Here is a 25069-nt window from a genome sequence, read left to right as displayed (position 1 = left end):
TCGGGAGACCTGCCTCACCGGTGTTCCTGTAATTATAGCATTCTCTATCAGGTCGATTGTCGTCTGTATGCACGACCAAGCATCCACTCGTTTCTAATTCCGTGTTGTTTGTATCCTGACACAATACTGATTGATTTTATTCGTTAAAACAGCTCGCTAATCTGTATTAGGGCCTATCTCCCGGCATTATCGTGATGGGCTTTATCATCCGCTCAGTAATAATCAGCAATCAACAGGAACGACTGTTTTGCAGGTACTTATTAACTGTGTTGCGGAGTTTTTTATTAAAAATATGAAAGAGGTTAGCTATGGAGCATATTAAAAACACAGTTAAGGTAAAACAGCCGGTTACACTAACAATCGGCGTTTTCTTCGATGGTACAGGGCAAAATGCCAATAACCTGCTGACAGCTAAAGAAACAGATGAAGACAAGTTCTCAAATATTTACCGGCTTTACAAAAACTACGGAAAAAATCATGATGATAATTTAGCTGTTTATATCGAAGGGGCAGGAACCAAAAACGGAGAAGGTGATAATACTCTCGTACAAGCCATGGGGGTAGATGTACCACTCGTGACTACGGGGTACGGCGTGTTTGCAAAATATAGTAATAGTGTCTCACAAATTGCTGAGCAAATTAAAACATCATTGCCGCAAGCAGATTCTGAAAAAAACACATTAACCTTAACATTCGATGTGTTTGGCTTCAGTCGTGGAGCAGCCACTGCCAGACATTTCGTTAATATGGTTAATTCTTTAGACCCTTCTGTAACGAATATTTTGACGGAAGTTGCTCAAGAAAAAGGTTACGAAATCAGTAAAAACCCAGAAGTAAGATTTCTTGGACTTTATGACACGGTTGCATCCATTTGGCGCCTTGGAACATTCTGGGAGGATCCTCATGATACCGGCGACACCAATGGCTTGAAGGTTACGCTTGGTAAGGATGCGGCGAAAACTGTTTTCCAGTTAACGGCCAAGCATGAGTGCCGATACAACTTCCCGTTGAGCAGCGTGGCTGGCAATTATTTTGAGTTAGAACTGCCTGGTGCTCATTCAGACATTGGCGGTTCTTATGCGAGCCAAGAGCACGAAATTTCAGAAGTCACTCAGGCTAAATATGGTATTCCAATACTTAGTGATACGAAAAAGAAAGTGATCGATGAACTAGCTCAACTGAGAAAAGACAGTAAATGGAACGTGTTGTTGGAAAACACAGATGTTGTCAGCGGTTACCTTCCGGCCCCTTATCATCAAGGTGTCAGCCGGAGAAACGTATCAGGAGATTTGCAGTACGTGGCACTGATGTTGATGTTGAAGGCCGCGATGAACAAAGGGTGCCCTTTCTCTGATGAGGCGATGCTTTATGAAAATAAAATTCCAGAAAATTTGAAGGAATATTATCAACATGCGTTATTAGTTTCAGAAGATGTTTTAATCGGCAAAGAGGCCAAGATCGATCCCAAAATTATCGACGACATAACCCCTCATTACATTCACATATCAAGTTCATGGCAAAATTTGTTATGGCCGTGGGGCTATGCGCCGGAAGAACTGTCTCAAGAAGTGAAGCCTGAGGGTATACGAGAACCCCGTGCGGCTATTGATAATTACCAACCGAACCGGCCTGATACGGGATGGCAGAGAAAGATTTTCAACAGTTGATAGTCGTTAGCTGAAGGAAAGCCCTCGATAAAGGAGTCGAGGGCTAAATCACCAAAATCTGTAGATATGAACGGGCACTGTTCGCAAACATCCGTCGCCTGCTCACATTTATCGTCAATGGCACTGACATTGACCTGTACACAATCGCCAGCATTGCGGTTCTGGCCATCAGGCGCCCCTTATCGAACCATCAGGCTTTATAGCCTGAGCGCTGAGCACATCTTACATTGGCCGATTTTCCCTGCGGCATGCTGGGAATTGGGCTAGGTATAGAAGACGCGGAATAAGCGCTTTACATGCACGATGCCAAAATGTACCATCACGCTAGTACAAAAGAACCCAAGACCATCAAGGTCATTCAGGAGCCAGTATGTCTACGGACACCCCCCAGAAGCTTTCCCGCCCTTCCGTTCTTGGCGGCGCAATGATCATTACCGGTACCGCCGTCGGTGCGGGCATGTTCTCCATTCCCATTGTCACTTCTGGCGTATGGTTTAGCGGCTCGGTTGCGCTACTGATTTATACGTGGGCCTGTATGCTGGTCTCCGGCCTGATGATTCTGGAAGCGACGCTGCATTATCCGGCGGGTGCCAGTTTCCACACCGTAGTGAAAGATTTACTGGGTAAAAGCTGGAGCGCGATTAATGGGGTTTCCATCGCTTTTGTACTGTATATCCTGACTTATGCTTACATTTCCGCCGGTGGATCGATCATCGCCCACTCGCTGGAAAACAGTATCGGCGTCAGCCAACCCACCGCTGGCCTGATATTCGCCGCACTGGTGGCGTTTATCGTCTGGTTATCGACGCGCGCGGTTGATCGCCTCAGCACCATTTTGATCGGCGGTATGGTGATCGCTTTTGTGATGTCGGTGGGTAACATGTTCACGCATGTACAACCTGCGGTATTGTTCAATCACAGCGACACCGAGGCCACTTACCTGCCCTACGCGCTCGCCGCGTTGCCTTATTTGCTGACCTCGTTTGGCTACCACGGCAATGTGCCGGGGCTGGTGAAGTATTACCAAAAAGACAGCGGTGCGGTGGTGCGCAGCCTGGTGTACGGCACCCTGTTAGCGCTGGCGATTTATATCCTGTGGCAGTATGTGATTCAAGGCAACATTGCACGTGATGCCTTCAAGCAGGTGATCGCCGAAGGCGGCAACATCGGCAGTCTGCTTAAGCAGATGGGCAACGTATCCGACAATCAGACGATTAGCCAACTGTTAACGGGCTTCTCTTATATGGCTCTGGCCAGTTCATTCCTTGGCGTATCGCTCGGTTTGTTCGACTATATCGCCGATTTTTTCAAATTTAGCGACGATGCCACCGGCCGCAGCAAAACGGCGCTGATCACCTTTGCTCCGCCGACGCTGGCTGCATTGCTGTTCCCGAACGGTTTTATCTACGCTATCGGTTTTGCTGGCTTGGCGGCAACCATTTGGGCAGTTATTGTTCCGGCATTAATGGCACGCTCCTGTCGCCGCCGCTTTACAGAGCAACGCTATCAGGCGCCCGGTGGGCAAAGCATGATCCTATTCATCATTCTGTTTGGCGTAATTAATGCTAGTGCGCATATTCTGGCACTGCTCGGCCTACTGCCCGAATTCAAATAATCTCTTGGCTGGATGGCCGTCATCCAGCCGGCCTCAAAAACCGCGATGGGTGGCGTGTTTTTACCTCTGGCACTTGCCTGAAACCCGCGGCACGAGTAACGTGTCGCACATTCTCCACACTCCTTATTGGCAGGTCTATTTTTATGGCAAGAGCGAACGAAATTAAGCGCGGCATGGCGATCAACTACAACGGCAAGCTGCTGCTGGTGAAAGATATCGACGTGCAGAGCCCAAGCGCCCGTGGCGCCAGCACACTGTATAAAATGCGTTTCTCCGACGTGCGTACTGGGTTAAAAGTTGAAGAGCGCTTCAAAGGCGATGACATTCTCGACACGATTTCACTGTCACGCCGCAAAGTCACCTTTTCTTATATTGACGGCGAAGAATACGTCTTTATGGATGAAGAAGATTACACGCCGTATATCTTCAAAAAAGAGCAGATCGAAGATGAGCTGCTGTTTATTCCAGAAGCAGGTCTGCCGGGCATGCAAGTGTTGACGCTAGACGGCCAGGTGCTGGCGCTCGAACTGCCGCAAACCGTCGATATGGAAATTGTTGAAACCGCGCCGGGTATCAAAGGGGCTTCTGCCAGTGCGCGTAACAAACCGGCGACGATGGCAACCGGTCTGGTGATTCATGTACCAGAATATCTGAGCACCGGTGACAAGATCCGCATTCATATTGCAGAACGCCGCTATATGAGCCGCGCAGAGTAAATCCGCGCTTATGCTCCAAAACAGCGCTCACAGACTGTGATGTATTGAGCGCTGTCCATGCAGATACCACCGGCGCTGATCCTGTTTATTCAGCACCCTCGGCGCAGTTCAACTACAGCAAATCAGGGAAGAAGCGCCGCTTGAGCGCCAATTCAACGCCCCGAACTTCGGCTAACCCTTTCAAACGGCCGATAGCCGAATAGCCTGGATTGGTTTTCTTCTTCAAATCGTCCAGCATTTGATGACCGTGATCCGGACGCATCGGGATTGGCCGACGATCGCCCGCCCGCCGCCGCCGCTGTTCTTCGCTAAGAATCGCTTCGACCACCGACACCATGTCGACATCGCCATGCAAATGCGCCCCTTCATGAAAGGTTTTCGGGTTGTCCTCACGGCAGGTCGCGCGTAAATGAGTAAAGTGAATGCGATCGCCGAAGGTTTGGATCATCTTCACCAGATCGTTATCCGCACGGACGCCGTAAGAACCGGTACATAGGGTAAAACCATTGTGAATGCTATCGACGGTTTCTTTTAGCCATTGCATATCTTCAATGGTGGAAATAATGCGCGGCAGACCGAGGATCGGCCGCGGGGGATCGTCAGGATGTACAGCTAATCTAATGCCCACTTCCTCCGCCACCGGTACAATCGCCCGCAGAAAATGCGCCATATTCTCGCGCAGTTGCGTTTTATCGATAGCGTCATACTCTGCCAGCCGGGCGCGGAATTGATCGAGCGTATAGCCCTCTTCAGCCCCGGGTAACCCAGCGATAATGTTGCCGGTCAGCTTGGCGATAGCCGCCTCGTCCATGGCGTTAAAGTAAACTGCCGCCTGCGCTTGCTCAGCTGCACTGTAATCCTGTTCCGCACCGGGGCGCTGTAAAATGTGCAGCTCAAACGCGGCAAACGCAATGTGATCAAAACGCAGCGCTTTCGAACCATCAGGTAAAGTGTATTCCAGATCGGTTCGCGTCCAATCCAGGATGGGCATAAAGTTATAACACACGGTATCAATACCGCACGTTGCCAGATTACGTAGCGACTGCTGATAGTTGGCAATATGACGCGCATAATTACCGCTGTGGGTTTTGATTTCTTCATGTACCGGGATACTTTCAACCACCGACCACACCAGTCCTTTCTCTGCCAACAATGCCTGACGCGCTTTGATTTCCTCAACCGGCCAAACATCACCATTCGCAATATGGTGCAAAGCGGTCACCACACCGGTGGCACCCGCCTGACGTACATCATCGAGAGAAACCGGGTCATTCGGCCCGTACCAACGCCACGTTTGTTCCATACCTTATCCTTGTTTAGTTTTGTCGATCGCATAGTGGTGAGGCAGATCGCACATTTCAGATAATGTTATTATACCAACTTGCGATAGATGTCACTCAGCTTTAACCTTACTCCTTCGAAACCCGCTGTCAAAACGGAAACGTTATTTGATTGATCCAACTCACGCTTCCACCCTGATTCGACAGCAATGCTGATAACAATGACTTACGGAACCACACTTGAATCACACCATCATTCGGCGTATACCTTACGCCAAACTGGTCTGATAACTTTTCCCGTTGTCGACTGACCATTTTTTGCTTTGGAGCTTTGCATGAAAACTATCGCCAACCAGACGCTTTCCGACAACGTACAGCGCCCTGCATACGATCGCCGCGCGTTGCGCAGCCGCATTGTGCATATTGGTTTTGGTGCATTTCACCGTGCTCATCAGGCACTCCTTACCGATCGCGTATTGAATCGCCAAGGCGGCGACTGGGGGCTGTGCGAAATCAGTCAGTTTGGCGGCGATAAACTGTTTGAATCGTTGCGCCAGCAGGATCACCTGTATACCGTGCTTGAGAAAGGGGCTGAGGGTAATCAGGCAATCATCATCGGTGCTGTGCATGAAAGTGTGCATCGCAAGTTGGAAGGTATCGAAGCCGTATTGGCGAAACTGGCCGAACCACAAGTGGCCATTGTTTCAATGACCGTGACCGAAAAAGGTTATTGCATCGAACCGGGCAGCGGTCAGTTGGATCTACAGCATGATGCAATCCGCGCCGATCTGGCAAACCCCGCGCAGCCGACCAGCGTACCGGGCATCTTGGTTGAAGCGCTGCGCTTGCGCCATCAGCGTGGCCTGCCCGCCTTTACCGTACTGTCTTGCGACAATATCCCAGAAAATGGCCATGTGGTGCGTAATGCGGTCATTGGGCTGGCGCAGGCGCTCGATGTAACCTTGGCTGACTGGATAGCCCAACACGTTTCGTTTCCGAGCACCATGGTTGACCGCATCGTACCTGCCGCCACAGCGGAAACCTTCGATGACGTTGCTAACGCGCTTGGTGGCATCCGTGATGAATGCGCCATCGCCTGCGAGCCTTTTATTCAATGGGTCGTGGAAGATAATTTTGTTGCCGGACGTCCTGATTGGGAAGTCGCGGGGGCGCAATTGGTGGATGACGTACTGCCGTTCGAGCAAATGAAGCTGCGCATGTTGAACGGCAGCCACTCTTTCCTGGCCTATCTCGGCTACCTGGCGGGTTATCAATGCATTAATGATTGCATGGCTGACTGCCATTATCGGCAAGCCGCCCGGCGCCTGATGCTGGAGGAACAAGCCCCGACGCTGAAGGTGACCGGGATTGATCTCGCCACCTATGCCGACCAATTGATTGAACGCTACAGTAACCCCGCTTTGCAACATCGTACATGGCAAATCGCCATGGATGGCACACAAAAGCTACCCCAACGCATGCTGGAATCGGTAAGTTGGCATCTGCAACACGGTGGCAGCTTCACCGGTCTGGCTCTGGGGATTGCGGGCTGGATGCGCTATGTTGGCGGCGTTGATGACGCTGGCAATGCCATCGATATCCGCGATCCGATGTTGGCGCAATTGCAGCACATGGTGAGTACTACCCCCGATGATGAATCCCGTGTTCAAGCGCTGCTCGCGCTCAATAGCGTGTTCGGTAAACAACTTGCACGTAACGATGCTTTTGTTGCCGCAATAACTCAAGCTTATTTGTCACTGCGCGACCACGGCGCACGTCAAACGGTGAAGGCATGGATGATGCAAGAATAATGTAATCAGGTGACCATGTCGGGTGCGAATCCCGACATGGCTTGGCGCACTATCGATAGACCACCGTCAAAACGGCCAATTTTTGTTGTTGATCCACCCAGTGCATTTCCGTGCTGCCTAGGCTCAATGGCAGATCTTTGCGCGTCATATCGAAGTTTGACAACGTATGCTGCTGGCTTTGATAGTGACGTCCATTGCGATAACACTCAGAGTTCGCCGCCGAGTCCGTAATAGAAAGCGCGCAAGGGCTTTCTACAATGGCGCCGACGAAGTGAATTACGCCAACGCTATTTTCGGCATGACTTGCCGCCATCCATGAAAACAACACTCCCACGATCGTAACAAACCGACAGGTATTCATGGTAACCTCGCTTTTAATTAAGGCAATTTAAACATAGAAGATTTACCTAAGAATAATCGCAAGGTTAGGCACTTTATTTGCCGGTTAATCGGATGATTACCCACGATAAAACAAGTTAATAAGCTATAAAATCCACGCCTAATACATGGTTTTGCATAGGATTTTTCTAATACGGCGCAATCGGTTTTAACACCAGAAAACGAAATTTTTATCTGTTATATTTGTGATGCAGAACACGCCATAGATCGGCAAGGTGATAAATTAAGCAATAACACTTGGTTATCAATTAAATATACACATTTAAATTCGGAATATATTAATGACTAAAACCAACCTGATTACCGGCTTTCTGGGTAGCGGTAAAACCACCACGATCCGTCACTTATTAGCAAACAAACCGGAAAATGAACGCTGGGCGGTATTAGTCAATGAATTTGGTGAAATTGGTATCGACGGCGCGTTACTGGCAGACAGCGGCGCAGTGCTAAAAGAGATCCCTGGGGGATGTATGTGTTGTGTCAACGGCTTGCCGATGCAAGTCGGGTTGAACATGCTGCTGCAACAGGCCAAGCCGGATCGTTTACTGATCGAACCAACCGGCTTGGGGCATCCTAAACAAATCCTGTCGCTATTAACCCAGGAAACCTATGGCGGCTGGATTGATCTACGCGCAACGATTTGCCTGCTGGACGCCCGTCAACTTAACGAAGCACGTTATACTGAAAACGAAAATTTTCGCGATCAATTGGCAGCGGCTGATATTATTGCCGCTAATAAAAGCGATACTTGGCAGGCGCAAGACAGCCGGGCATTAGACGCGTGGCAAGCTGAGTTTGCCGATGAACGCCCGGTAGTGCGTATCGAACGCGGACGTATCGCAGTGTCGTTGCTCGATGAACCGCGAACAAACTGTGCAGAGTTACCCGATGCGCGCCACCATCATTCCCACGCTAAAACACCGGGCCTGGCGGCGTTACGTTTGCCAGAAAACAGCCGTTGGCGCCGCGCCCTGAATCAAGGGCAAGGTTATACCGCCTGCGGTTGGATTTTTGACGGCGATACAGAATTCGACACGATTGGCATGATGGAATGGGTGCGTCTGGCGCCGGTTGACCGAGCCAAAGCCGTGGTGCGCATCAATGAAGGAACGTTGTTGATTAATCGGCAGGGGCAAGACTTGAGTATCGAGACGCGACCGGGTGCCCCGCTCGACAGCCGAATTGAGCTGATTCACAGCACTGATGCTGATTGGAATACGCTGCAATCTGCTTTGTTTAAGATTCGTTTAGGCTAACGGTTTTACCGTTGTTTCCGCTTATTGGTTTACAGATACAGGTTATCTCATGACGCGCCGCAATTTACCTTTCATTTTGATGCTCAACATACTGGGCATCGCACTATTTTTGTCTTGGTACTTGCCAGAGAACCATGGCACGTGGTTTACGCTGGATTCAGCGATCTTTTTCTTTTTTAACCAGCACTTGGCCAGCAGCCCCACATTTCTGCACGTCGTTGCGATCACCAACAATCGCGCATTTGATGGTATCTCGCTGGTCGCCATGGGGCTGCTTTATCTGTATTTCTTCCTCAAGCAGGACGCGGCCGGTCGGCGTCGCCTGATTGTCACCGGCATCGTTATGTTACTCACCGCCGTGGTACTCAATCAGTTGGGGCATTTATTACCGGTCAAACACCCAAGCCCCACGCTCACTTTTGATAATATCAACCGCGTTAGCGAACTGACGTGCATTAAAACCAAGGATGCTTCAGCCGACAGTTTCCCTGGCGATCACGGTATGATGTTGATGATTTTTGCCTGTTTTATGCTGCGTTACTTCAATGTTTGGGCCTTTGCCATCGCCATATTGATTACCGTGGTATTTTCATTGCCACGCGTGATGATTGGTGCCCATTGGTTCACCGATATTGCCGTCGGTTCGCTGTCGGTGGTACTTGTCGGGGCCAGTTGGTGGCTAATGACGCCAGCCAGCGATGCCCTGATTAACTGGCTCAATCGAATGCTGCCCGGTAAGAATCGTCCAAACCGCGGATAATTTTGCGACGCGTCCCCCGAAGCCGTTGAGCTATCGGGGGATTTGTTATCATAAGATGTATTCCCCCGCTCGCCGTTAACGCTTGCGTTACCTTATTTCACGCCAAATCAACATTAATAGCATTTTGCATTTTTTATTTCTGCATTTACATTATGTTACATTGCTAAATCACTTAAAAAACCGCCGAAAAAAACTCGCAATCCCCTATACGTTCCGGTAATCTCGGTAGCGTTTATGTCTGGTTTACTGTATTTCAGTATTAATCTGAGGAAAAGTGTGCGCTATAGCACATTTTTAGAGGTCACTGATTACGGTAAAAAGCTGAAAATTCGTTTTTTGGCATTTTTCAGGTAGCGACGGATGTCGTTAAGGACTTCAAGGGAAAACAATAACAATGGTCAAGTCTCAACCTTTTATGAGATACGTTCTGCGGTTAGTGCCTGCCTTGGCGGCAGCGGTTCTACTTTCAGCATGTAGTACGACTCACACGTCGGATCTCGATAACGCGCAAACTGAGACGCGTGCAGTTAATGACAAAAATGGTCTTTTACTGCAAGCGTCTCAGGATGAATTCGAAGCGATGGTGCGTAATGTTGACATCAAGTCAAAAATTATGGATCAGTACGCCGAATGGAAAGGCGTGCGCTATCGTTTAGGCGGTGAAACTAAACGTGGCATTGATTGCTCTGCGTTTGTCCAACGTACATTCCGCGAACAATTCGGTATGGATCTACCACGCTCTACTTATGGTCAGGAAGACGTAGGCAAAAAGATTCAGCGTACCAAGTTGCGCCCTGGCGATTTAATCTTGTTCCGCGCCGGTTCAACCGGTCGCCACATTGGCATCTATTTAGGTAATGACCAATTCGTCCATGCTTCCGCTAGCAACGGCGTGATGATATCGAAACTTTCCAATATCTATTGGAATAAGCGTTATCGTGAAGCCCGTCGGGTATTGACCAGCAGCTAAACCGCGAGACGCCTGAACGTCCTGAATACCAAGCGCTTCGATTTAATGCCGCCTCACTTGGGCGGCGTTTTTTGTTACAGCCTGCCGGTAACATCGGTGCTTCCTCCACCACTTCGCCAAGTGTCAGGCGGTTTTGCTTTGCTCATTGTATAATACTCACCAGGTCATTCTTAAACATTATCTATAGCGTGGGCTTTCATTTTTGCCGACTCGCAGGCCTCTAATATATAATGCGAAGTTGGCGGCAAGGCCGAAAAAGACTAACCTAGGGCACTTAATGACATCGGATGGCTGCGCTACGTGAGTTGACGCCAGCAACAATGATCAAACTGTGATAGATAAAATTATAGTGTAGACTTTCGCTATAACAGAGTGTTACGCCATGCTCAGGGGGCTGGTTTATGGGTTTAAAAAGGGCATTTGCACGCCATGTCTCACACCGTCAGCGTAGTCTGGTTAAAAGTAGTCTCGCCGCACTGACCTTTTTTATTCTATTCATATCCGTAACGTTGTTTTTGATTGACCATCAACGCACCCAATATCAGCGACTGGTTGAACAACGGACGCAAAAGTTTACTGTTAGCTATCTTAATCACCTGACCGAAACTATGCGGCAGATGATGCCATTAAGTGATCAATCCTGTCTAAAAGCGCAGCCTGACATTACCTATCAAGCATCATTTACCAGCGGTGTGCGAACTTTCCTGTTAATAAAAAATGGTTATGCTTATTGTTCTTCCGCAACCGGCGACATGATGCTGGACATGAAAGCGATATATCCTGAAATTAACTGGCATCAATCGCTTGATATTAAGTTGCAACAGGGAACCCCAATGGTGCCCAATAAGCCGGCAGTTGCAATTTGGCTAAGTCAACCGGATGCTGAAGATACCGGGGTATTAGCCACGCTGGACATCGATTTATTGCCCTATCTGCTGTTCACGTCACATGATGAGTCAGCCCCCGGTATCGCCATTATTATTGGCAACCGAGCGCTTTCCACTTTTGGCCCTGAACTCCTCACGCTAGACCAGTTGCCTAAAGCGCGCGCATATCGATTATCCATTCCCGGCTATCCGCTGACCATTCTGTTTTATAATGAAAAGTTAACACCTAATGATATTCGATTAACGGTGCTCGGTAGCTTGGTGTTATCGCTACTGCTGGGTGTATTATGCTATTACATGTTATTACTGCAACAAAGCCCCGAGCGCGCACTCATGCGGGGTATCAAGCACAATGAGTTTTTCGTCGAATACCAACCTGTATTTCACACCGATACCAAATCCGTTGCCGGGTTAGAGGCACTGATTCGCTGGCAACATCCGATAGAGGGCCGCATCCCGCCGGATTTATTCATCCCTTATGCCGAGAGCGAAGATTTGATCGTACCGCTGACGCGCCACCTGTTCCAATTGATCGCAGCAGACGTACCACAATTAGCCACCGTATTGCCACGCGGAGCCAAAATTGGGCTGAATCTTTCGCCATCACATCTTAGCGCCCCCTCTTTCCACCAAGACGTTTATGAACTGCTGTCGCAGTTACCGGAAGATTACTTTAAGCCGGTATTTGAAATTACCGAACGCGGCATGGTGGAAGAAAAAAGCGCTTTGGTGGAGTTTGACTGGTTGCATCAACAAGGTATCGAAATTGCCATTGATGATTTCGGCACCGGCCACAGCGCATTAATTTATCTGGAACGTTTCACCATGGATTATCTGAAGATTGACCGCGGTTTCGTTAATACAATCGGTCAAGATACGGTAACCGCTCCGGTTCTCGATGCGGTGCTCACTCTGGCAGAAAAACTGAAAATGCATACCGTGGCCGAAGGGGTAGAAACAGCGGAACAAATGCATTATCTTCAGCAACGTGGCGTCAGCTTTATGCAAGGTTATTACTTTAGTAAACCGTTGGGTTTAGATGCCTTCATTGAATTTTGTCGCAACAATCCGGTTTATCAGTATCAGGAAGATACAACCTTTTGATTTTTAAACCTCTTGACTTCGCTCAATGGCAAATAACATTATGCTGCGCAAGTTAAGTGATTTTACAGCAGGAGCTTACCGTAGACATGTCGATACGCGTTTTCGCTGTTCTGGTGCTCTCGGCACTGAGTTTCGGTGTGCAGTCCGAAACCCTCAATGAAAGCTATGCGTTCGCCCTGCTTGGCGAACCGAAGTATTCCGCCAACTTCAACCATTACGATTACGTTAATCCCGCCGCGCCCAAAGGCGGTAACGTGCGCTTAGCCGCCATCGGCACCTATGATAACTTCAACCGCTACGCGAGCCGTGGGGTGCCCGGCCAACGTACTGGCGAGCTGTATGATTCGCTGTTTACCTCTTCGGAAGATGAGCCAGCTAGCTATTACCCATTGATCGCTGAGTCTGCACGCTATCCGCAGAATATGCGTTGGATGGAGTTAGACATTAATCCCCGCGCCCGCTTCCACGATGGCAGCCCGATCACCGCCGCAGATGTCGCCTTTACCTTCAAAAAATTTATGACCGAAGGGGTGCCACAGTTCCGATCGATTTACAAAGGGGTGACGGTCAAGGCGATTTCTCGCCTGACGGTACGCATTGAATTACCCGCGCCGGATCGCGAACAACTGCTAGGTCTGCTCAGTTTGCCCATACTACCGGCAAGCTTCTGGCAACATCATCCGTTAAATGAACCGCTTAGCACGCCTCCGCTCAGTAGCGGCCCATATAAAATCAGTGGTTACCGTCTCGGGCAATATATCACTTACCAGCGCGTGCCTGATTACTGGGCGGCCAACCTGCCAGTCAATCGTGGCCGCTTTAATTTCGATACCCTGCGTTACGATTATTATCTGGATGACAAAGTGGCACTGGAAGCATTCAAAGCCGGTGCTTATGACTTCCGTGCAGAAAGTTCACCAAAAAGCTGGGCGACTCAATATCAGGGCGGTAATTTCGCACGTCACTATATCGTCAAACATGATGAAACTAACGAAGCGGCGCAAAACGCGCGCTGGTTGGCGTTCAACATTCATCGACCGCAGTTTGCCGACCGCCGGATACGGGAAGCCATTACGCTGGCATTTGACTTCGACTGGATGAATAAAGCGCTGTTTTACGGTGCCTATCAGCGGGCTAACAGCTATTTTCAGAACACACCGTACGCGGCAAAAGGGTATCCAGATACCTCAGAGCTGACCCTTTTGGCGCCGCTAAAAGATAAAGTACCGCCAGAAGTTTTCAGCCAAATATACCAGCCACCGGGATCAGATGGCAGCGGCAGCGATCGGCAAAACTTACTGAAAGCCACGCAACTGTTAAAAGATGCAGGTTGGCAAGTGAAGGATCAGCGGTTGGTCAATAGCCAAACCGGCCAACCATTCGTGTTTGAATTATTGCTCCTGAGCGGCAGTAACTTCCAATATGTTTTACCGTTCCAGCACAATTTAAACCGGCTTGGCATCACGCTGAAAATTCGTGAGGTCGATGCTAGCCAGTATACCCGACGGGTTCGCAACCGTGATTTCGATATGGTCTCCACCGTTTATCCGGCAATGCCATTCCCCAGCACAAGTTTACAGGTCTATTGGGACACCGCTTACCTTGACTCCACCTATAACACGCCGGGCGTCAGCGATCCGGCGGTGGATGCGCTGATAAAAAAAATAATGCAAAATCAAGGGGATGAACAGGCACTCATCCCACTAGGGCGGGCGCTCGATCGGGTACTGACCTGGAATTACTACATGCTACCGATGTGGTATTCCAACCACGACCGTTACGCTTTCTGGGATAAATTTTCACAGCCCGCTATTCGTCCCACCTATTCTATCGGCCTGAATACCTGGTGGTTTGACGTCAACAAAGCCGGGCGCTTGCCCGCTCAGCAACAATAAGGAGCCACCGGTGAGCGGTTATCTGATTCGCAGGCTACTTTTGGTGATCCCGACGTTGTGGGCGATCATCACCATAAACTTTTTTATCGTACAGATCGCCCCCGGAGGGCCGGTTGATCAAGCCATTGCCAATATTGAGCTGGGCCAGACCAGCGGCTTTGGCGGTGGGGGCGTCGGTGAAGGCTTAGGCCACGCAAAACCGGGCCAAGGCAACGCAGGAGAAAGCCAATACCGGGGGGCGCGCGGGTTAGATCCCGAAGTCATCGCTGAAATTACCCAACGCTATGGCTTTGATAAGCCGCTACATGAACGCTACTTCACCATGCTGTGGGACTACGCGCGTCTCGATTTTGGTGACAGCCTGTTTCGCGGCGCTTCGGTCATGCAGTTGATCGGTCAAAGCCTGCCGGTATCGATCAGTTTAGGGTTGTGGAGCACGTTGATCATCTATCTGGTATCGATCCCACTTGGCATCCGTAAGGCGGTGCATAACGGTAGCGCTTTCGATACCTGGAGCAGCACACTGATTATTATCGGCTATGCGATTCCGGCGTTTTTGTTCGCTATTTTGCTGATCGTGCTGTTTGCCGGCGGCAGCTACCTCGATTGGTTCCCACTACGCGGGCTGGTTTCCAGTAACTTCGATACCCTGACGTGGTACGGTAAAGTCACCGATTATCTCTGGCACATCACACTCCCGGTATTGGCCATGGTCATTGGCGGTTTTGCCACGCTGACGATGTTAACCAAAAACGCGTTTCTCGATGAGGTACGCAAACAGTATGTCGTCACCGCACGCGCCAAAGGATTAGACGAAACTAAAATCCTGTATCGCCATGTATTCCGCAACGCCATGCTGTTGGTTATCGCCGGCTTCCCAGCCACGTTTATTAGCATGTTTTTCACCGGTTCCTTGTTGATTGAGGTGATGTTCTCACTCAATGGGCTTGGCTTGCTAGGCTATGACGCCACGCTGCAACGCGATTATCCGGTGATGTTCGGCACACTGTATATCTTCACCCTGATCGGCCTGCTGCTGAACATTATCAGCGATATCACTTATACCTTGGTCGATCCGCGCATTGATTTCGAGGCACGTCAATGAGCCGCTTAAGCCCCATTAACCAAGCGCGCTGGGCGCGTTTTCGTCACAACCGTCGAGGCTATTGGTCACTGTGGATTTTTTTGCTGCTGTTTATGCTCAGCCTAGCAGCGAACCTGATTGCTAACGACAAACCCCTGCTGGTGCGTTATGAGGGGCGTTTGCTGCTGCCCTTTATGGTCAATTACAGTGAAACCACCTTCGGCGGCGAATTACAAACTGCTACCGACTATCAGGATCCCTTTGTCCTCAAACAAATCGAGACACACGGTTGGGCCGTATGGCCCCCAATCCGCTTTAGTTATGACACCATTAATTTCGATACCGACGTGCCCTTTCCTTCCCCGCCGTCGCGGCATAACCTGCTGGGCACCGACAGCAATGGCAGCGATGTGTTGGCACGCGTGCTGTACGGTTTCCGCATTTCGATGCTGTTCGGGCTCGCGCTCACGTTATTTTCCAGCGTGATTGGCATCTGCGTCGGCGCGATGCAGGGCTATTACGGCGGGCGTCTCGATCTTTGGGGGCAGCGGTTCATTGAAGTGTGGTCGGGCATGCCAACGCTGTTTTTGATTATTCTGTTGTCGAGTATTATACAGCCAAACTTTTGGTGGCTACTGGCGATCACCATTCTATTTGGTTGGATGAGTCTGGTCGGCGTGGTACGTGCAGAGTTCCTGCGAACCCGCAACTACGACTACATCCGTGCGGCGCGCGCCATGGGCGTGCCAGATCGCACCATCATGTACCGTCATATGTTGCCAAACGCCATGGTCGCGACCTTGACCTTCTTACCGTTCATTCTGTGCGGTTCGATCACCACGCTCACCTCGCTGGACTTCCTCGGTTTTGGCCTGCCTATCGGCTCGCCGTCGCTGGGTGAACTGTTGTTACAAGGTAAAAACAACCTACAGGCACCCTGGCTCGGTATTACCGCCTTTTTGGTTCTGGCGATATTGCTGTCCCTGTTAATCTTTATCGGCGAAGCGGTGCGCGACGCCTTTGATCCCAGTAAGGCGCATTGATATGGCCAACACCCCTTTACTCTCGATTCAGGATCTCAGCGTTGCTTTTCGCCACGGCGAAGCGCTCAACACCGTGGTTAACGGTGTCTCACTTGATATTGACCACGGCGAAACCCTGGCGCTGGTTGGCGAGTCCGGTTCTGGCAAAAGTGTGACCGCGTTATCGGTGCTGCGGCTGCTGCCTGCGCCGCCTGCGGTGTATCAGCATGGCGATATCCACTTCAATGGCCACTCGCTGCTGCACGCCAGTGAGGCTGAACTGCGTAAGGTGCGCGGCAATCAAATTTCAATGATTTTTCAGGAACCGATGGTTTCACTTAATCCATTGCATACCATCGAAAAACAGTTGGCCGAAGTGTTAATGCTGCATCGTGGCATGACGCGAGAAACGGCACGCGGCGAAATCATTCAATGCCTCGATCGCGTCGGTATTCGTCACGCCAAAGGCAGGCTGAAAGATTACCCGCATCAGCTTTCCGGCGGTGAACGTCAACGGGTGATGATCGCCATGGCGGTATTAACCCAACCGAAACTCTTGATCGCTGATGAACCCACCACCGCGTTGGATGTCACCATCCAAGCGCAAATTCTGTTATTACTCAAAGAGTTGAAGCAAGAACTGGGGATGAGCCTGCTGTTCATCACTCATAACCTGAATATCGTGCGCCGTCTGGCGGATAATGTTGCCGTTATGCGACAGGGCGAGTGTGTCGAACAAAACAGTCGCCAGCAACTCTTTGCCAACCCGCAACACGCTTATACCCAGCAATTGCTGGCAGCCGAAGATGTCGGCGAACCACTGCCGTTGCCGGCCGATGCGCCACCGCTGTTAAAAGTCGAAAATTTACAGGTCAGCTTCCCGATCCGGCGTGGCCTGCTGCGCCGCACGGTTGATCAACACTATGCATTAAAAGGGTTGAGTTTTAGCCTCAAAGCCGGGGAAAGTGTTGGCTTGGTCGGTGAGTCAGGCTCCGGCAAGAGTACCACTGGCCTAGCGCTGCTACGGCTGTTAGCCTCACGCGGTAGCATCTGGTTTAACGACCACGCTCTGCATCAGCTTAATATGAAGCAAATGCTGCCCTACCGTAGCCAGATCCAAATTGTGTTCCAGGATCCGTATTCCGCGCTGAACCCACGGCTCAACGTCCAGCAAATTATCGCCGAAGGGCTGGAAGTCCATCAGCAATTAAGCGCTGAGCAGCGCGAACAGCGGGTCATTGCCACATTACAGGAAGTCGGGGTGGATCCGGCGCTACGCCACCGTTATCCGACCGAATTTTCCGGTGGCCAGCGCCAGCGTATTGCCATCGCCAGGGCGCTGATTCTGCAACCCCAGTTACTGATCCTGGACGAACCCACCTCTTCACTGGATAAATCGGTACAGGCGCAGATCCTGACGCTGCTGAAAACCTTACAGCAACGCCATCGGTTGGCCTATCTGTTCATCAGCCACGACTTACAGGTGGTACGTTCACTGTGTCATCAGGTAATTGTGCTGCGGCAGGGGGAAGTGGTTGAACAAGGCGACTGTCAGGCGATCTTTAATGCACCTTCAGCCGCCTATACGCAGCAGTTATTGCAGCTGACTGATTAACCCGTCAGAAAGGATATTGTGCACTCACCAGTTCCGCGATAGCCGCGCCGACGTTTTTTAATCGGCACATGGTGGCGCTCTCATCGCTGCGGTGAACAAACAGGCAAGGTTCACCTTCCCATTCGACAACGGCGCAATCAACCTGGATATCTTGCAGCGAGGACTTAAGCTGCTGCATGATGTGCCATGCTTCACTGCCATCATGGCTGAGCAGCTTTAGACCAATCAGATTGTTGTCTTCATCGATGCCGCTAAGTGGTATCGGCTCAACCTTGACGCCGGTGAAACCAGAAAGCCAACGATAACTTTGCGGCAAGCGATGCACTACCGAAAGTTGAATACTATTCACATGAAATCCCTAGTTTGAAAAGTTGAAACATTTTTTTTACATACAGGATAATTAAGTTATAGCCGTTCAACGCTGTCTCTGCTGCGTTTGATTGTTATTTAAATGTAAAATTTATCACAAGCAGCTAACTTAATCCTGTACTCGCTGATTTCGCGTTATTTTTAGCTCGCCGTCGGGGTTATCTAACGGCGTTTTGCGACTCAGCTCGCATTTTTGCGTTATATGTAACCCTTTCCGCTCACAATCTCAACCTTTTTCCTTTCATAAAGATTACTTTTTCACCCCCACATTTTTACATTGATTAAACATCCACACCAAAACAGCAGCGCATGCATAAGTGCTAACCCACTCATTAATCGAGGGTATGTTCCTATTGGCGCACCTATTGTTGTCAGCACGCACACGGTTGCTTCGATTCTTACGTGACGTCTAAGGCCGAGTCTTATTTAACAAATAAAACACAGCCTACGTGGCTTGGTGCTATTTGCGCTGATTGCTTTAGCAACAAAGCATCAAGGGGAAAGATATCAATGCAGAAAATGAGAGGCGAGTTAGCAAGTATTGACGCTTTGCAGCAAGGGTATCGTGCCCTTGCTGCAATCAATAAAGCGAAGTATGAGGTGACGCTTGGCTGCGTTAAACCGCGGCCGACTTGGCCGGATTATGGCGCGGGCGGCTGGCGTATAAATAAAACAAAACCGCAATGATGCTGCACAGCGCCATGGAGCTCACCATAGGCCAAGCGGTTTTACCCGGCATCAATGACAACAATGCGCCAACAATAGCACCGATACTGAACCGGAGCGTCCCGGCTAATGACGATGCGGTGCCGGCCATATGCGGGAAGTCATCAAGGATGACCGCCATGGCATTGGAGGAGATCATCGCGATACAGCCGAGGTAAATCGCCACCCCGAGCACCAGCGACCAAAAACCAAGATCCGTCGCGCTGACCACCAGCAACCAGATGCCCATCGCCAACTGCACTAATAGCCCCAAACGGAACATATTAATGGCGCCAACGCGGCGCACATTGCGGCTGTTCACCAGCGTCGTCAGGAACAAGAACACAATGTTCAACGCAAAGTAATAGCCAAAATGCTGCGGAGACACGTGGTTAAGCTCAATATAAACAAAGGGCCCGGCGCTGAGGAATGAGAACATACCGGCGAAGGAAAAAGCGCTGGCCAACATGTAACTCAAGACCCGCTTATGGCGAAACAGCGAACCAAAGTTACCCAACGTGGTGCGAAGATGGAATTTCTGCCGCCGTTCTTTTGGCAGCGTTTCTTTGATAAACAACGCCACCAGCAGCGAGCCGATCAAGGCTGCGGCCCCCATGGTCCAGAAAATGGCATGCCAGTTGAACCACAGCAACAGCACGCCACCGATCATCGGTGCCAGCAATGGCGCAATCGTCATCACTAGGATCACAAACGACATCATGCGTGAGAATTCATCTTTGGTGAACATATCGCGCATCAGCGCGTTGATCACCACGCTGGCAGCCGCAGCAGCCAACCCATGCAGAAAACGCAAATTAATCAACTGCTCCACCGATTGCGCCAGCGCGCACGCACACCCCGCCAGAGCAAAAATCAACGTGCCCCACAAAATCACTGGCTTGCGGCCAATGCTGTCCGACATCGGCCCATAGAACAGTTGACCCACGGCAAAACCGAGCATATACGCGCTCAGCGTCATCTGCACTCGCCCTGGCGCAACGCCAAATTCTTTGGCGATCACTGGCATACTGGGTAAATACATGTCGATCGCCAACGGCATCAACATTGACAGCAGGCCTAAGATAAAAATTAAACCGAGGTGAGATGTCCGCTTCTGTTGCACGTGTAACGACTCCTTCGTTAGCCGCAATGGTTAATCAATCTTGTAAATGTGGCGCACCCACGCTGGCGATCTCGTCTTCGGTCAGCGGACGGTATTCGCCCGGTGCCAAATCATCGTCCATCGCGATCGCACCAATGCGCTCGCGATGCAATTCAATCACCCGATTACCAACCGCCGCGAACATGCGTTTTACCTGATGATAGCGCCCTTCACTGATGGTCAATCGCACCACAGTTTCTTCAAGCTGTTCCAACTGCGCCGGACGGGTGAGATCCTTTTCATTATGCAGTTGTACCCCCTCGGCAAAGCGCTGGGCGGTGTCTTCGGCCAACGGTTGCTCCAGCGTAACCAAATAGGTTTTCTCACAATGGTGTTTCGGCGAGGTGACACGGTGCGACCACTGGCCATCATCGGTCATCAACACCAGACCGGTGGTGTCAATGTCGAGGCGCCCAGCAGCGTGTAGCTTGTAAGCCACTGGTTCATCGAGAAAATACAGCACGGTCGGATGATCGGGATCGTCAGTAGAGCAGACATACCCTTGCGGCTTGTTGAGCATGAAGTAACGCGGTCCGTTGATTTGGGCGATCACATTACCGTCAAACGTCACTGCCATTTCCGGGGTCAATTTCAGCGCCCCGCTCTTCACCACTTCACCGTCCACGGCGACGCGTTTCGCACGGAGTTCACGCGCCACCAGCGCACGGCTGATACCTAACTGCTGAGATAAAAACTTGTCCAGTCGCATTGAGTCTGCTTTGCCTGTCGTTGTTAAGATCGTTTCGATCGTATTGCTAAAATATGACGTCCCACCGTTGCACCAGGTGCAAAAGGCCGGTTCGGAGAGGATAAATCAGTAAAATCGCGTGGGGAAACAGCGATTGCTGTCTGACAATTATATACATAAAAGCCGTTACGTTGCATCAGCATGACCGATCGGTTTAACGCTGCCGCGAGGATACATAAGCCAGCCCGTGAAGAAAGACACGCCGCTGCTCAAGTAAGACAAGGTGGCAGCGGGTCGCAACCCTGGCGGGCAAACGGTAATATAGGCAAAATTTTTACGGCCAGAGACGTTAGCACATGGCATTTACCCTACGCCCCTATCAATTGGAGGCGGTCGACGCCACCATCAAACATTTCCGTCAGCACCCGGAACCGGCCCTGATTGTACTGCCAACCGGCGCGGGAAAAAGTTTGGTGATCGCCGAGCTGGCAAAACGTGCCCGTGGGCGAGTGCTGGTGTTAGCGCATGTCAAAGAACTGGTCGCCCAAAACCACGCCAAGTATTGTGCCTACGGCTTGGAAGCGGATATTTTCGCCGCCGGTTTGCAACAAAAGCACAGTACCGGCAAAGTGGTGTTCGGCAGCGTTCAATCGGTTGCACGTAACCTGCCGCTGTTTGACGGTGCGTTTTCGCTGTTGATTATTGATGAATGCCACCGCATTAGTGATGACGATGACAGCCAATATCAGCAAATTATTCAACATTTGCAAAAAAGTAACTCGCAACTGCGCCTGCTCGGGCTAACCGCAACGCCTTATCGCTTGGGTAAAGGCTGGATCTATCAGTTTCACTATCATGGTTTCGTCCGGGGTGATGCCAGCAGCCTATTCCGCGACTGCATCTACGAGTTGCCGCTGCGTTACATGATCAAAAACGGCTATCTGGTACCACCTGAGCGGCTCGATATGCCGATCGTTCAGTATGATTTCAGCCGATTGCAGGCCAACAGTCACGGTTTATTCAGCGAAGCCGACTTAAACCGTGAATTGAAACAGCAAAATCGCATCACACCGCACATCATCAGTCAGATTGTGGAATATGCCCAAACGCGCAAAGGGGTGATGATTTTTGCCTCTACCGTTGAACATGCGCGCGAAATCCACCGTTTGCTGCCATTAGGCGAAGCGGCGTTGGTCAGCGCGGAGACGCCGCCAGCAGAACGTGATGCGCTGATTAGCGCATTTAAGCAGCAACAATTACGTTATCTGGTCAATGTGGCGGTGCTGACCACCGGTTTTGACGCGCCACATGTCGATCTCATTGCAATTTTGCGGCCAACCGAATCGGTCAGTCTGTACCAGCAAATCGTTGGGCGCGGGCTGCGCCTGGCGCCGGAAAAGCAAGATTGCCTGATCCTCGATTACGCAGGTAACCCACATGACCTATTCACCCCGGAAGTGGGCAAACGCAAGCCGCACGGCGATAGCCAACCGGTTCAGGTGTTCTGCCCCGGCTGCGGTTTCGCTAACTTATTCTGGGGGAAATGTACCGAAAGTGGCGACATTATCGAGCATTACGGCCGCCGCTGTCAGGGTTGGTTAGAAGACGACGACGGCAACCGCGAACAATGTGATTATCGCTTCCGCTTTAAAAGTTGCCCACACTGTGGGGCAGAAAATGACATCGCCGCCCGCCGCTGCCATCAGTGTCAGGAAATCCTGGTCGATCCCGATGATATGCTGAAAGCCGCGCTGAAACTAAAAGACGCGCTGGTGCTGCGCTGCGGCGGAATGACGCTGGACAGCGGTCGTGATGACAAAGGCGAATGGCTGAAAGCCACCTACTACGATGAAGACGGCACCTGCACCAGCGAACGTTTCCGCCTACAGACGCCGGCACAGCGTAAAGCGTTTGAGATGCTGTTCCTGCGCCCACATCAGCGCGCACCTGGCGTTCCCTTTCACTGGCAACAGGCCGCCGATATTCTTAAGCAGCAAACCTTGTTGCGCCACCCGGATTTTGTCGTCGCACGCAAGCGCGGCCAGTTTTGGCAGATACGTGAAAAAATTTTTGATTATCAGGGGCGCTTTCGCCGCGCCAACGAATTACGTTGACCGCCATCGCCCCGCCAAACGGGTAGGTTTTCGTTGCTCCGCTTGCGGCTTTCCGTTAAAATGCCGCGCGCTTTACTTGGGTTCGCCCCGGATAAACGCAAGTATCACGGATATATCGAATCTGTTACTGGGTCGCCTGTAGCAGAGTAAATTTTCTTTTAAGAGAAAACGCAATGTACACTATTAATGCAGAAGTACGTAAAGAGCAGGGTAAGGGTGCGAGCCGCCGCCTGCGTGCAGCAAACAAATTCCCAGCTATCATCTATGGTGGCAAAGAAGCTGCAATCGCTATCGAATTAGACCATGATTCTGTGAAGAACATGGAAATCAAACCAGATTTCTACGATGATGCTATCGTTCTGGTTATCGACGGCAAAGAAACTAAAGTGAAAATTCAGGCTGTACAGCGTCACGCTTTCAAGCCTAAATTGACCCACATCGACTTCGTTCGCGTTTAATCGCACAACGTATCGAGCTTTAGTATTTCGGGACGCCGAAGTAAAAAACGCCGCAAATGCGGCGTTTTTTATTATCTGCGATCCAACAACGCTATTTGCCACCGTTCAGCCGGCGCTGTAACTGGTCACGCAGATTCGGTGGTGTGCCCTTGATGGTCAAGGTATCCGTTGCCGCATCCCAAAAAATACGCTCCCCTAACAGCATCGCATCAAAATTGAGGCTTATGCCGCCGCCGCTACCAGAAAACTTGGTCAACTGACGCAACGTACTGCGATCGGCCGGGAAGCTGTCTTCCAGCTCATAACCCTGCTCGCTAGAGAACTGTAGGAAATCTTTATCCCCGGCGGGCGCGATTTCTGCCGACAACGCTTGGAGTTCGATCTCCTCTCCCGCCTGCAACTGCTCATTACAGTAGCTGTACACCTGCTGACGCACGCTCTGACGCTCGTTTTTATCCAGTTGCGCATCCGCACAGTAATCGTCCACCGCCTGGAGCAAACCCCGGTTTTGCGCTTTGGTATCCAGCCCTTCGGCCGCAGCCAGGAAATCCATAAAGAAATCCGAAACCTTACGGCCCACACGCCCTTTGAGGAAGGTCAAGTAACGGGTGGATTCGGGATTGGTTTCCCATTCGGTCAGATCGACACGCGCAACAATATCCGCATGATTAATATCCAGATAATGCGTGGTGCTAATGTCCAACTCTTCATTGACACGCATGCTGTTGCAGCTATTTAAGACCGCAATCAGCAAGTACTCCACCGCCAAATAGCGATACTGCCCGAACAACACAACGCCACTCTCGGCAAACGGATATTTAGCCAGCTCATCACGCAGACGGCCGGTGGCCGCACGGCTGAATGCCAGAAAATCTTCATCACCCTTGCGACAGGTTTTCAGCGCCTGTGCCAGTTCGCTCTCTTCATTGAACAGGCCGTAAGCTTTGCTTTTGGCGCTGTAAACGCGATGCAGCTCCGCCATCATCTCTTCCACCGCCGCATTGGTAGGAAGCAGGGAGTCGCGCAACACCACATCCAGCGTTTGTTCGTCGCGTTTTACCAACTGGTGCAGTGCGATCTGGTCAATATCCAGACTCATGATAAATCCTCCTGTTCTTTGAGCGCGTATTCAAACACCGAAGCACACGAGCTGCAATTGAAAGATAGGCATCATTCGCAGGCAGCAAAAAATTAGAGCGGAAAATCACGGCCCTATACGGTAAGATAGGGGACTTTGTCAGGTTTTGAGCTCAACTTTATGCCACAATCATCCCGTTACAGTGACGAACATGTTGAACAACTGCTCTCTGAGCTGGTCAACGTACTGGAAAAACACCATACTCCCACCGATCTTTCTTTGATGGTATTGGGCAACATGGTAACCAATTTGATCAATACCAGCGTATCGCCTGCACAGCGGCAGACGTTGGCCAGATCGTTTGCTGAAGCCCTCCAGGCTTCTATCCGTGAAGACAAAGCGCATTAATTCTTA

General features: G+C 50.6%; 21 protein-coding genes. 15 read left to right on the top strand and 6 right to left on the bottom strand.

Annotated elements, in window-relative coordinates; all coding sequences use genetic code 11:
- The first annotated feature begins 308 nt into the window (after positions 1-308).
- The 3 genes from ACQKDS_RS04320 (at position 309) to yeiP (ending at position 3998) form a co-directional block, all read left to right on the top strand.
- Positions 309-1667, top strand: a complete 1359-nt coding sequence (locus ACQKDS_RS04320; protein ID WP_399666944.1) for a T6SS phospholipase effector Tle1-like catalytic domain-containing protein — start codon at positions 309-311, stop codon at positions 1665-1667.
- Between the two features lie 370 nt (positions 1668-2037).
- A complete protein-coding gene (gene mtr, locus ACQKDS_RS04315) occupies positions 2038-3282 on the top strand; it encodes a tryptophan permease (protein WP_399666947.1) in 1245 nt (414 codons plus the stop codon).
- Between the two features lie 143 nt (positions 3283-3425).
- Complete coding sequence (gene yeiP, locus ACQKDS_RS04310; RefSeq protein WP_399666949.1) at positions 3426-3998, top strand: elongation factor P-like protein YeiP; 573 nt, start codon at positions 3426-3428, stop codon at positions 3996-3998.
- A 112-nt stretch (positions 3999-4110) separates the two neighbouring features.
- Here the strand turns inward: yeiP and uxuA are convergent, their stop codons facing one another.
- Positions 4111-5301: a mannonate dehydratase gene (gene uxuA / locus ACQKDS_RS04305; RefSeq protein ID WP_399666952.1), complete on the bottom strand. Its 1191-nt coding sequence runs from the start codon at positions 5299-5301 to the stop codon at positions 4111-4113.
- A gap of 312 nt (positions 5302-5613) precedes the next feature.
- On the opposite strand from uxuA, the gene ACQKDS_RS04300 reads away from it, so the two are divergent.
- Positions 5614-7089 carry a mannitol dehydrogenase family protein gene (locus ACQKDS_RS04300; RefSeq protein WP_399666955.1) on the top strand — a complete coding sequence of 492 codons (1476 nt, stop codon included), beginning with the start codon at positions 5614-5616 and terminating at the stop codon, positions 7087-7089.
- Positions 7090-7138: 49 nt separating this feature from the next.
- Here ACQKDS_RS04300 and ACQKDS_RS04295 read toward each other — a convergent pair whose 3' ends face one another.
- Entirely contained in the window at positions 7139-7450 is a 312-nt protein-coding gene (locus ACQKDS_RS04295) for a type 1 fimbrial protein (protein ID WP_399666958.1), read from the bottom strand.
- A gap of 319 nt (positions 7451-7769) precedes the next feature.
- Between ACQKDS_RS04295 and ACQKDS_RS04290 the strand changes: the two genes are divergently transcribed.
- From ACQKDS_RS04290 to yejF, 8 genes are all read left to right on the top strand, one after another.
- The gene (locus ACQKDS_RS04290) at positions 7770-8744 is read left to right on the top strand and encodes a CobW family GTP-binding protein (protein WP_399666961.1); all 975 of its coding nucleotides are present in this window, start codon (positions 7770-7772) and stop codon (positions 8742-8744) included.
- A gap of 49 nt (positions 8745-8793) precedes the next feature.
- Positions 8794-9504 carry a phosphatase PAP2 family protein gene (locus ACQKDS_RS04285; RefSeq protein ID WP_399666964.1) on the top strand — a complete coding sequence of 237 codons (711 nt, stop codon included), beginning with the start codon at positions 8794-8796 and terminating at the stop codon, positions 9502-9504.
- A gap of 394 nt (positions 9505-9898) precedes the next feature.
- Complete coding sequence (mepS, locus tag ACQKDS_RS04280; protein ID WP_399666967.1) at positions 9899-10474, top strand: bifunctional murein DD-endopeptidase/murein LD-carboxypeptidase; 576 nt, start codon at positions 9899-9901, stop codon at positions 10472-10474.
- A 401-nt stretch (positions 10475-10875) separates the two neighbouring features.
- Positions 10876-12465, top strand: coding sequence for a cyclic di-GMP phosphodiesterase (locus ACQKDS_RS04275; RefSeq protein WP_399666970.1), 1590 nt, complete (start codon positions 10876-10878; stop codon positions 12463-12465).
- Positions 12466-12551: 86 nt separating this feature from the next.
- Positions 12552-14360 (top strand): extracellular solute-binding protein, encoded by a 1809-nt coding sequence (locus ACQKDS_RS04270; protein ID WP_399666973.1) that lies wholly within the window; start codon positions 12552-12554, stop codon positions 14358-14360.
- A 10-nt stretch (positions 14361-14370) separates the two neighbouring features.
- A complete protein-coding gene (locus ACQKDS_RS04265) occupies positions 14371-15465 on the top strand; it encodes a microcin C ABC transporter permease YejB (RefSeq protein WP_399666976.1) in 1095 nt (364 codons plus the stop codon).
- Positions 15462-16487, top strand: a complete 1026-nt coding sequence (locus ACQKDS_RS04260; protein ID WP_399666979.1) for an ABC transporter permease — start codon at positions 15462-15464, stop codon at positions 16485-16487. The genes ACQKDS_RS04265 and ACQKDS_RS04260 overlap by 4 nt, the downstream gene beginning before the upstream one ends.
- 1 nt (position 16488) lies before the next feature.
- A complete protein-coding gene (gene yejF / locus ACQKDS_RS04255) occupies positions 16489-18081 on the top strand; it encodes a microcin C ABC transporter ATP-binding protein YejF (protein ID WP_399666982.1) in 1593 nt (530 codons plus the stop codon).
- Between the two features lie 4 nt (positions 18082-18085).
- Here yejF and ACQKDS_RS04250 read toward each other — a convergent pair whose 3' ends face one another.
- The 3 genes from ACQKDS_RS04250 to rsuA form a co-directional block, all read right to left on the bottom strand.
- Entirely contained in the window at positions 18086-18430 is a 345-nt protein-coding gene (locus ACQKDS_RS04250; protein WP_399666985.1) for a YejG family protein, read from the bottom strand.
- 636 nt (positions 18431-19066) lie between these two features.
- The gene (locus tag ACQKDS_RS04245) at positions 19067-20278 is read right to left on the bottom strand and encodes a Bcr/CflA family multidrug efflux MFS transporter (protein ID WP_399666988.1); all 1212 of its coding nucleotides are present in this window, start codon (positions 20276-20278) and stop codon (positions 19067-19069) included.
- 34 nt (positions 20279-20312) lie between these two features.
- Complete coding sequence (gene rsuA / locus ACQKDS_RS04240; protein WP_399666991.1) at positions 20313-21026, bottom strand: 16S rRNA pseudouridine(516) synthase RsuA; 714 nt, start codon at positions 21024-21026, stop codon at positions 20313-20315.
- A gap of 335 nt (positions 21027-21361) precedes the next feature.
- Here rsuA and ACQKDS_RS04235 point away from each other — a divergent pair, with 335 nt between their 5' ends.
- Together ACQKDS_RS04235 and rplY are read left to right on the top strand one after the other, a co-directional pair.
- Positions 21362-23119: a DEAD/DEAH box helicase gene (locus ACQKDS_RS04235; protein WP_399666994.1), complete on the top strand. Its 1758-nt coding sequence runs from the start codon at positions 21362-21364 to the stop codon at positions 23117-23119.
- A gap of 173 nt (positions 23120-23292) precedes the next feature.
- Positions 23293-23577, top strand: a complete 285-nt coding sequence (gene rplY / locus ACQKDS_RS04230; protein ID WP_399666997.1) for a 50S ribosomal protein L25 — start codon at positions 23293-23295, stop codon at positions 23575-23577.
- Between the two features lie 91 nt (positions 23578-23668).
- On the opposite strand, the gene yejK is transcribed toward rplY, so the two are convergent.
- Positions 23669-24676 carry a nucleoid-associated protein YejK gene (gene yejK / locus ACQKDS_RS04225; protein ID WP_399667000.1) on the bottom strand — a complete coding sequence of 336 codons (1008 nt, stop codon included), beginning with the start codon at positions 24674-24676 and terminating at the stop codon, positions 23669-23671.
- A 159-nt stretch (positions 24677-24835) separates the two neighbouring features.
- On the opposite strand from yejK, the gene ACQKDS_RS04220 reads away from it, so the two are divergent.
- The gene (locus tag ACQKDS_RS04220) at positions 24836-25063 is read left to right on the top strand and encodes a YejL family protein (protein ID WP_399667003.1); all 228 of its coding nucleotides are present in this window, start codon (positions 24836-24838) and stop codon (positions 25061-25063) included.
- Positions 25064-25069: the final 6 nt, after the last annotated feature.

Origin of the sequence: Serratia sp. NPDC078593 (assembly GCF_050268245.1) — a bacterium.
Lineage (GTDB): Bacteria > Pseudomonadota > Gammaproteobacteria > Enterobacterales > Enterobacteriaceae > JBNNGK01.
Note: the sequence above shows the minus strand (reverse complement) of the source record. Positions and strands in the feature narration are given on the sequence as shown.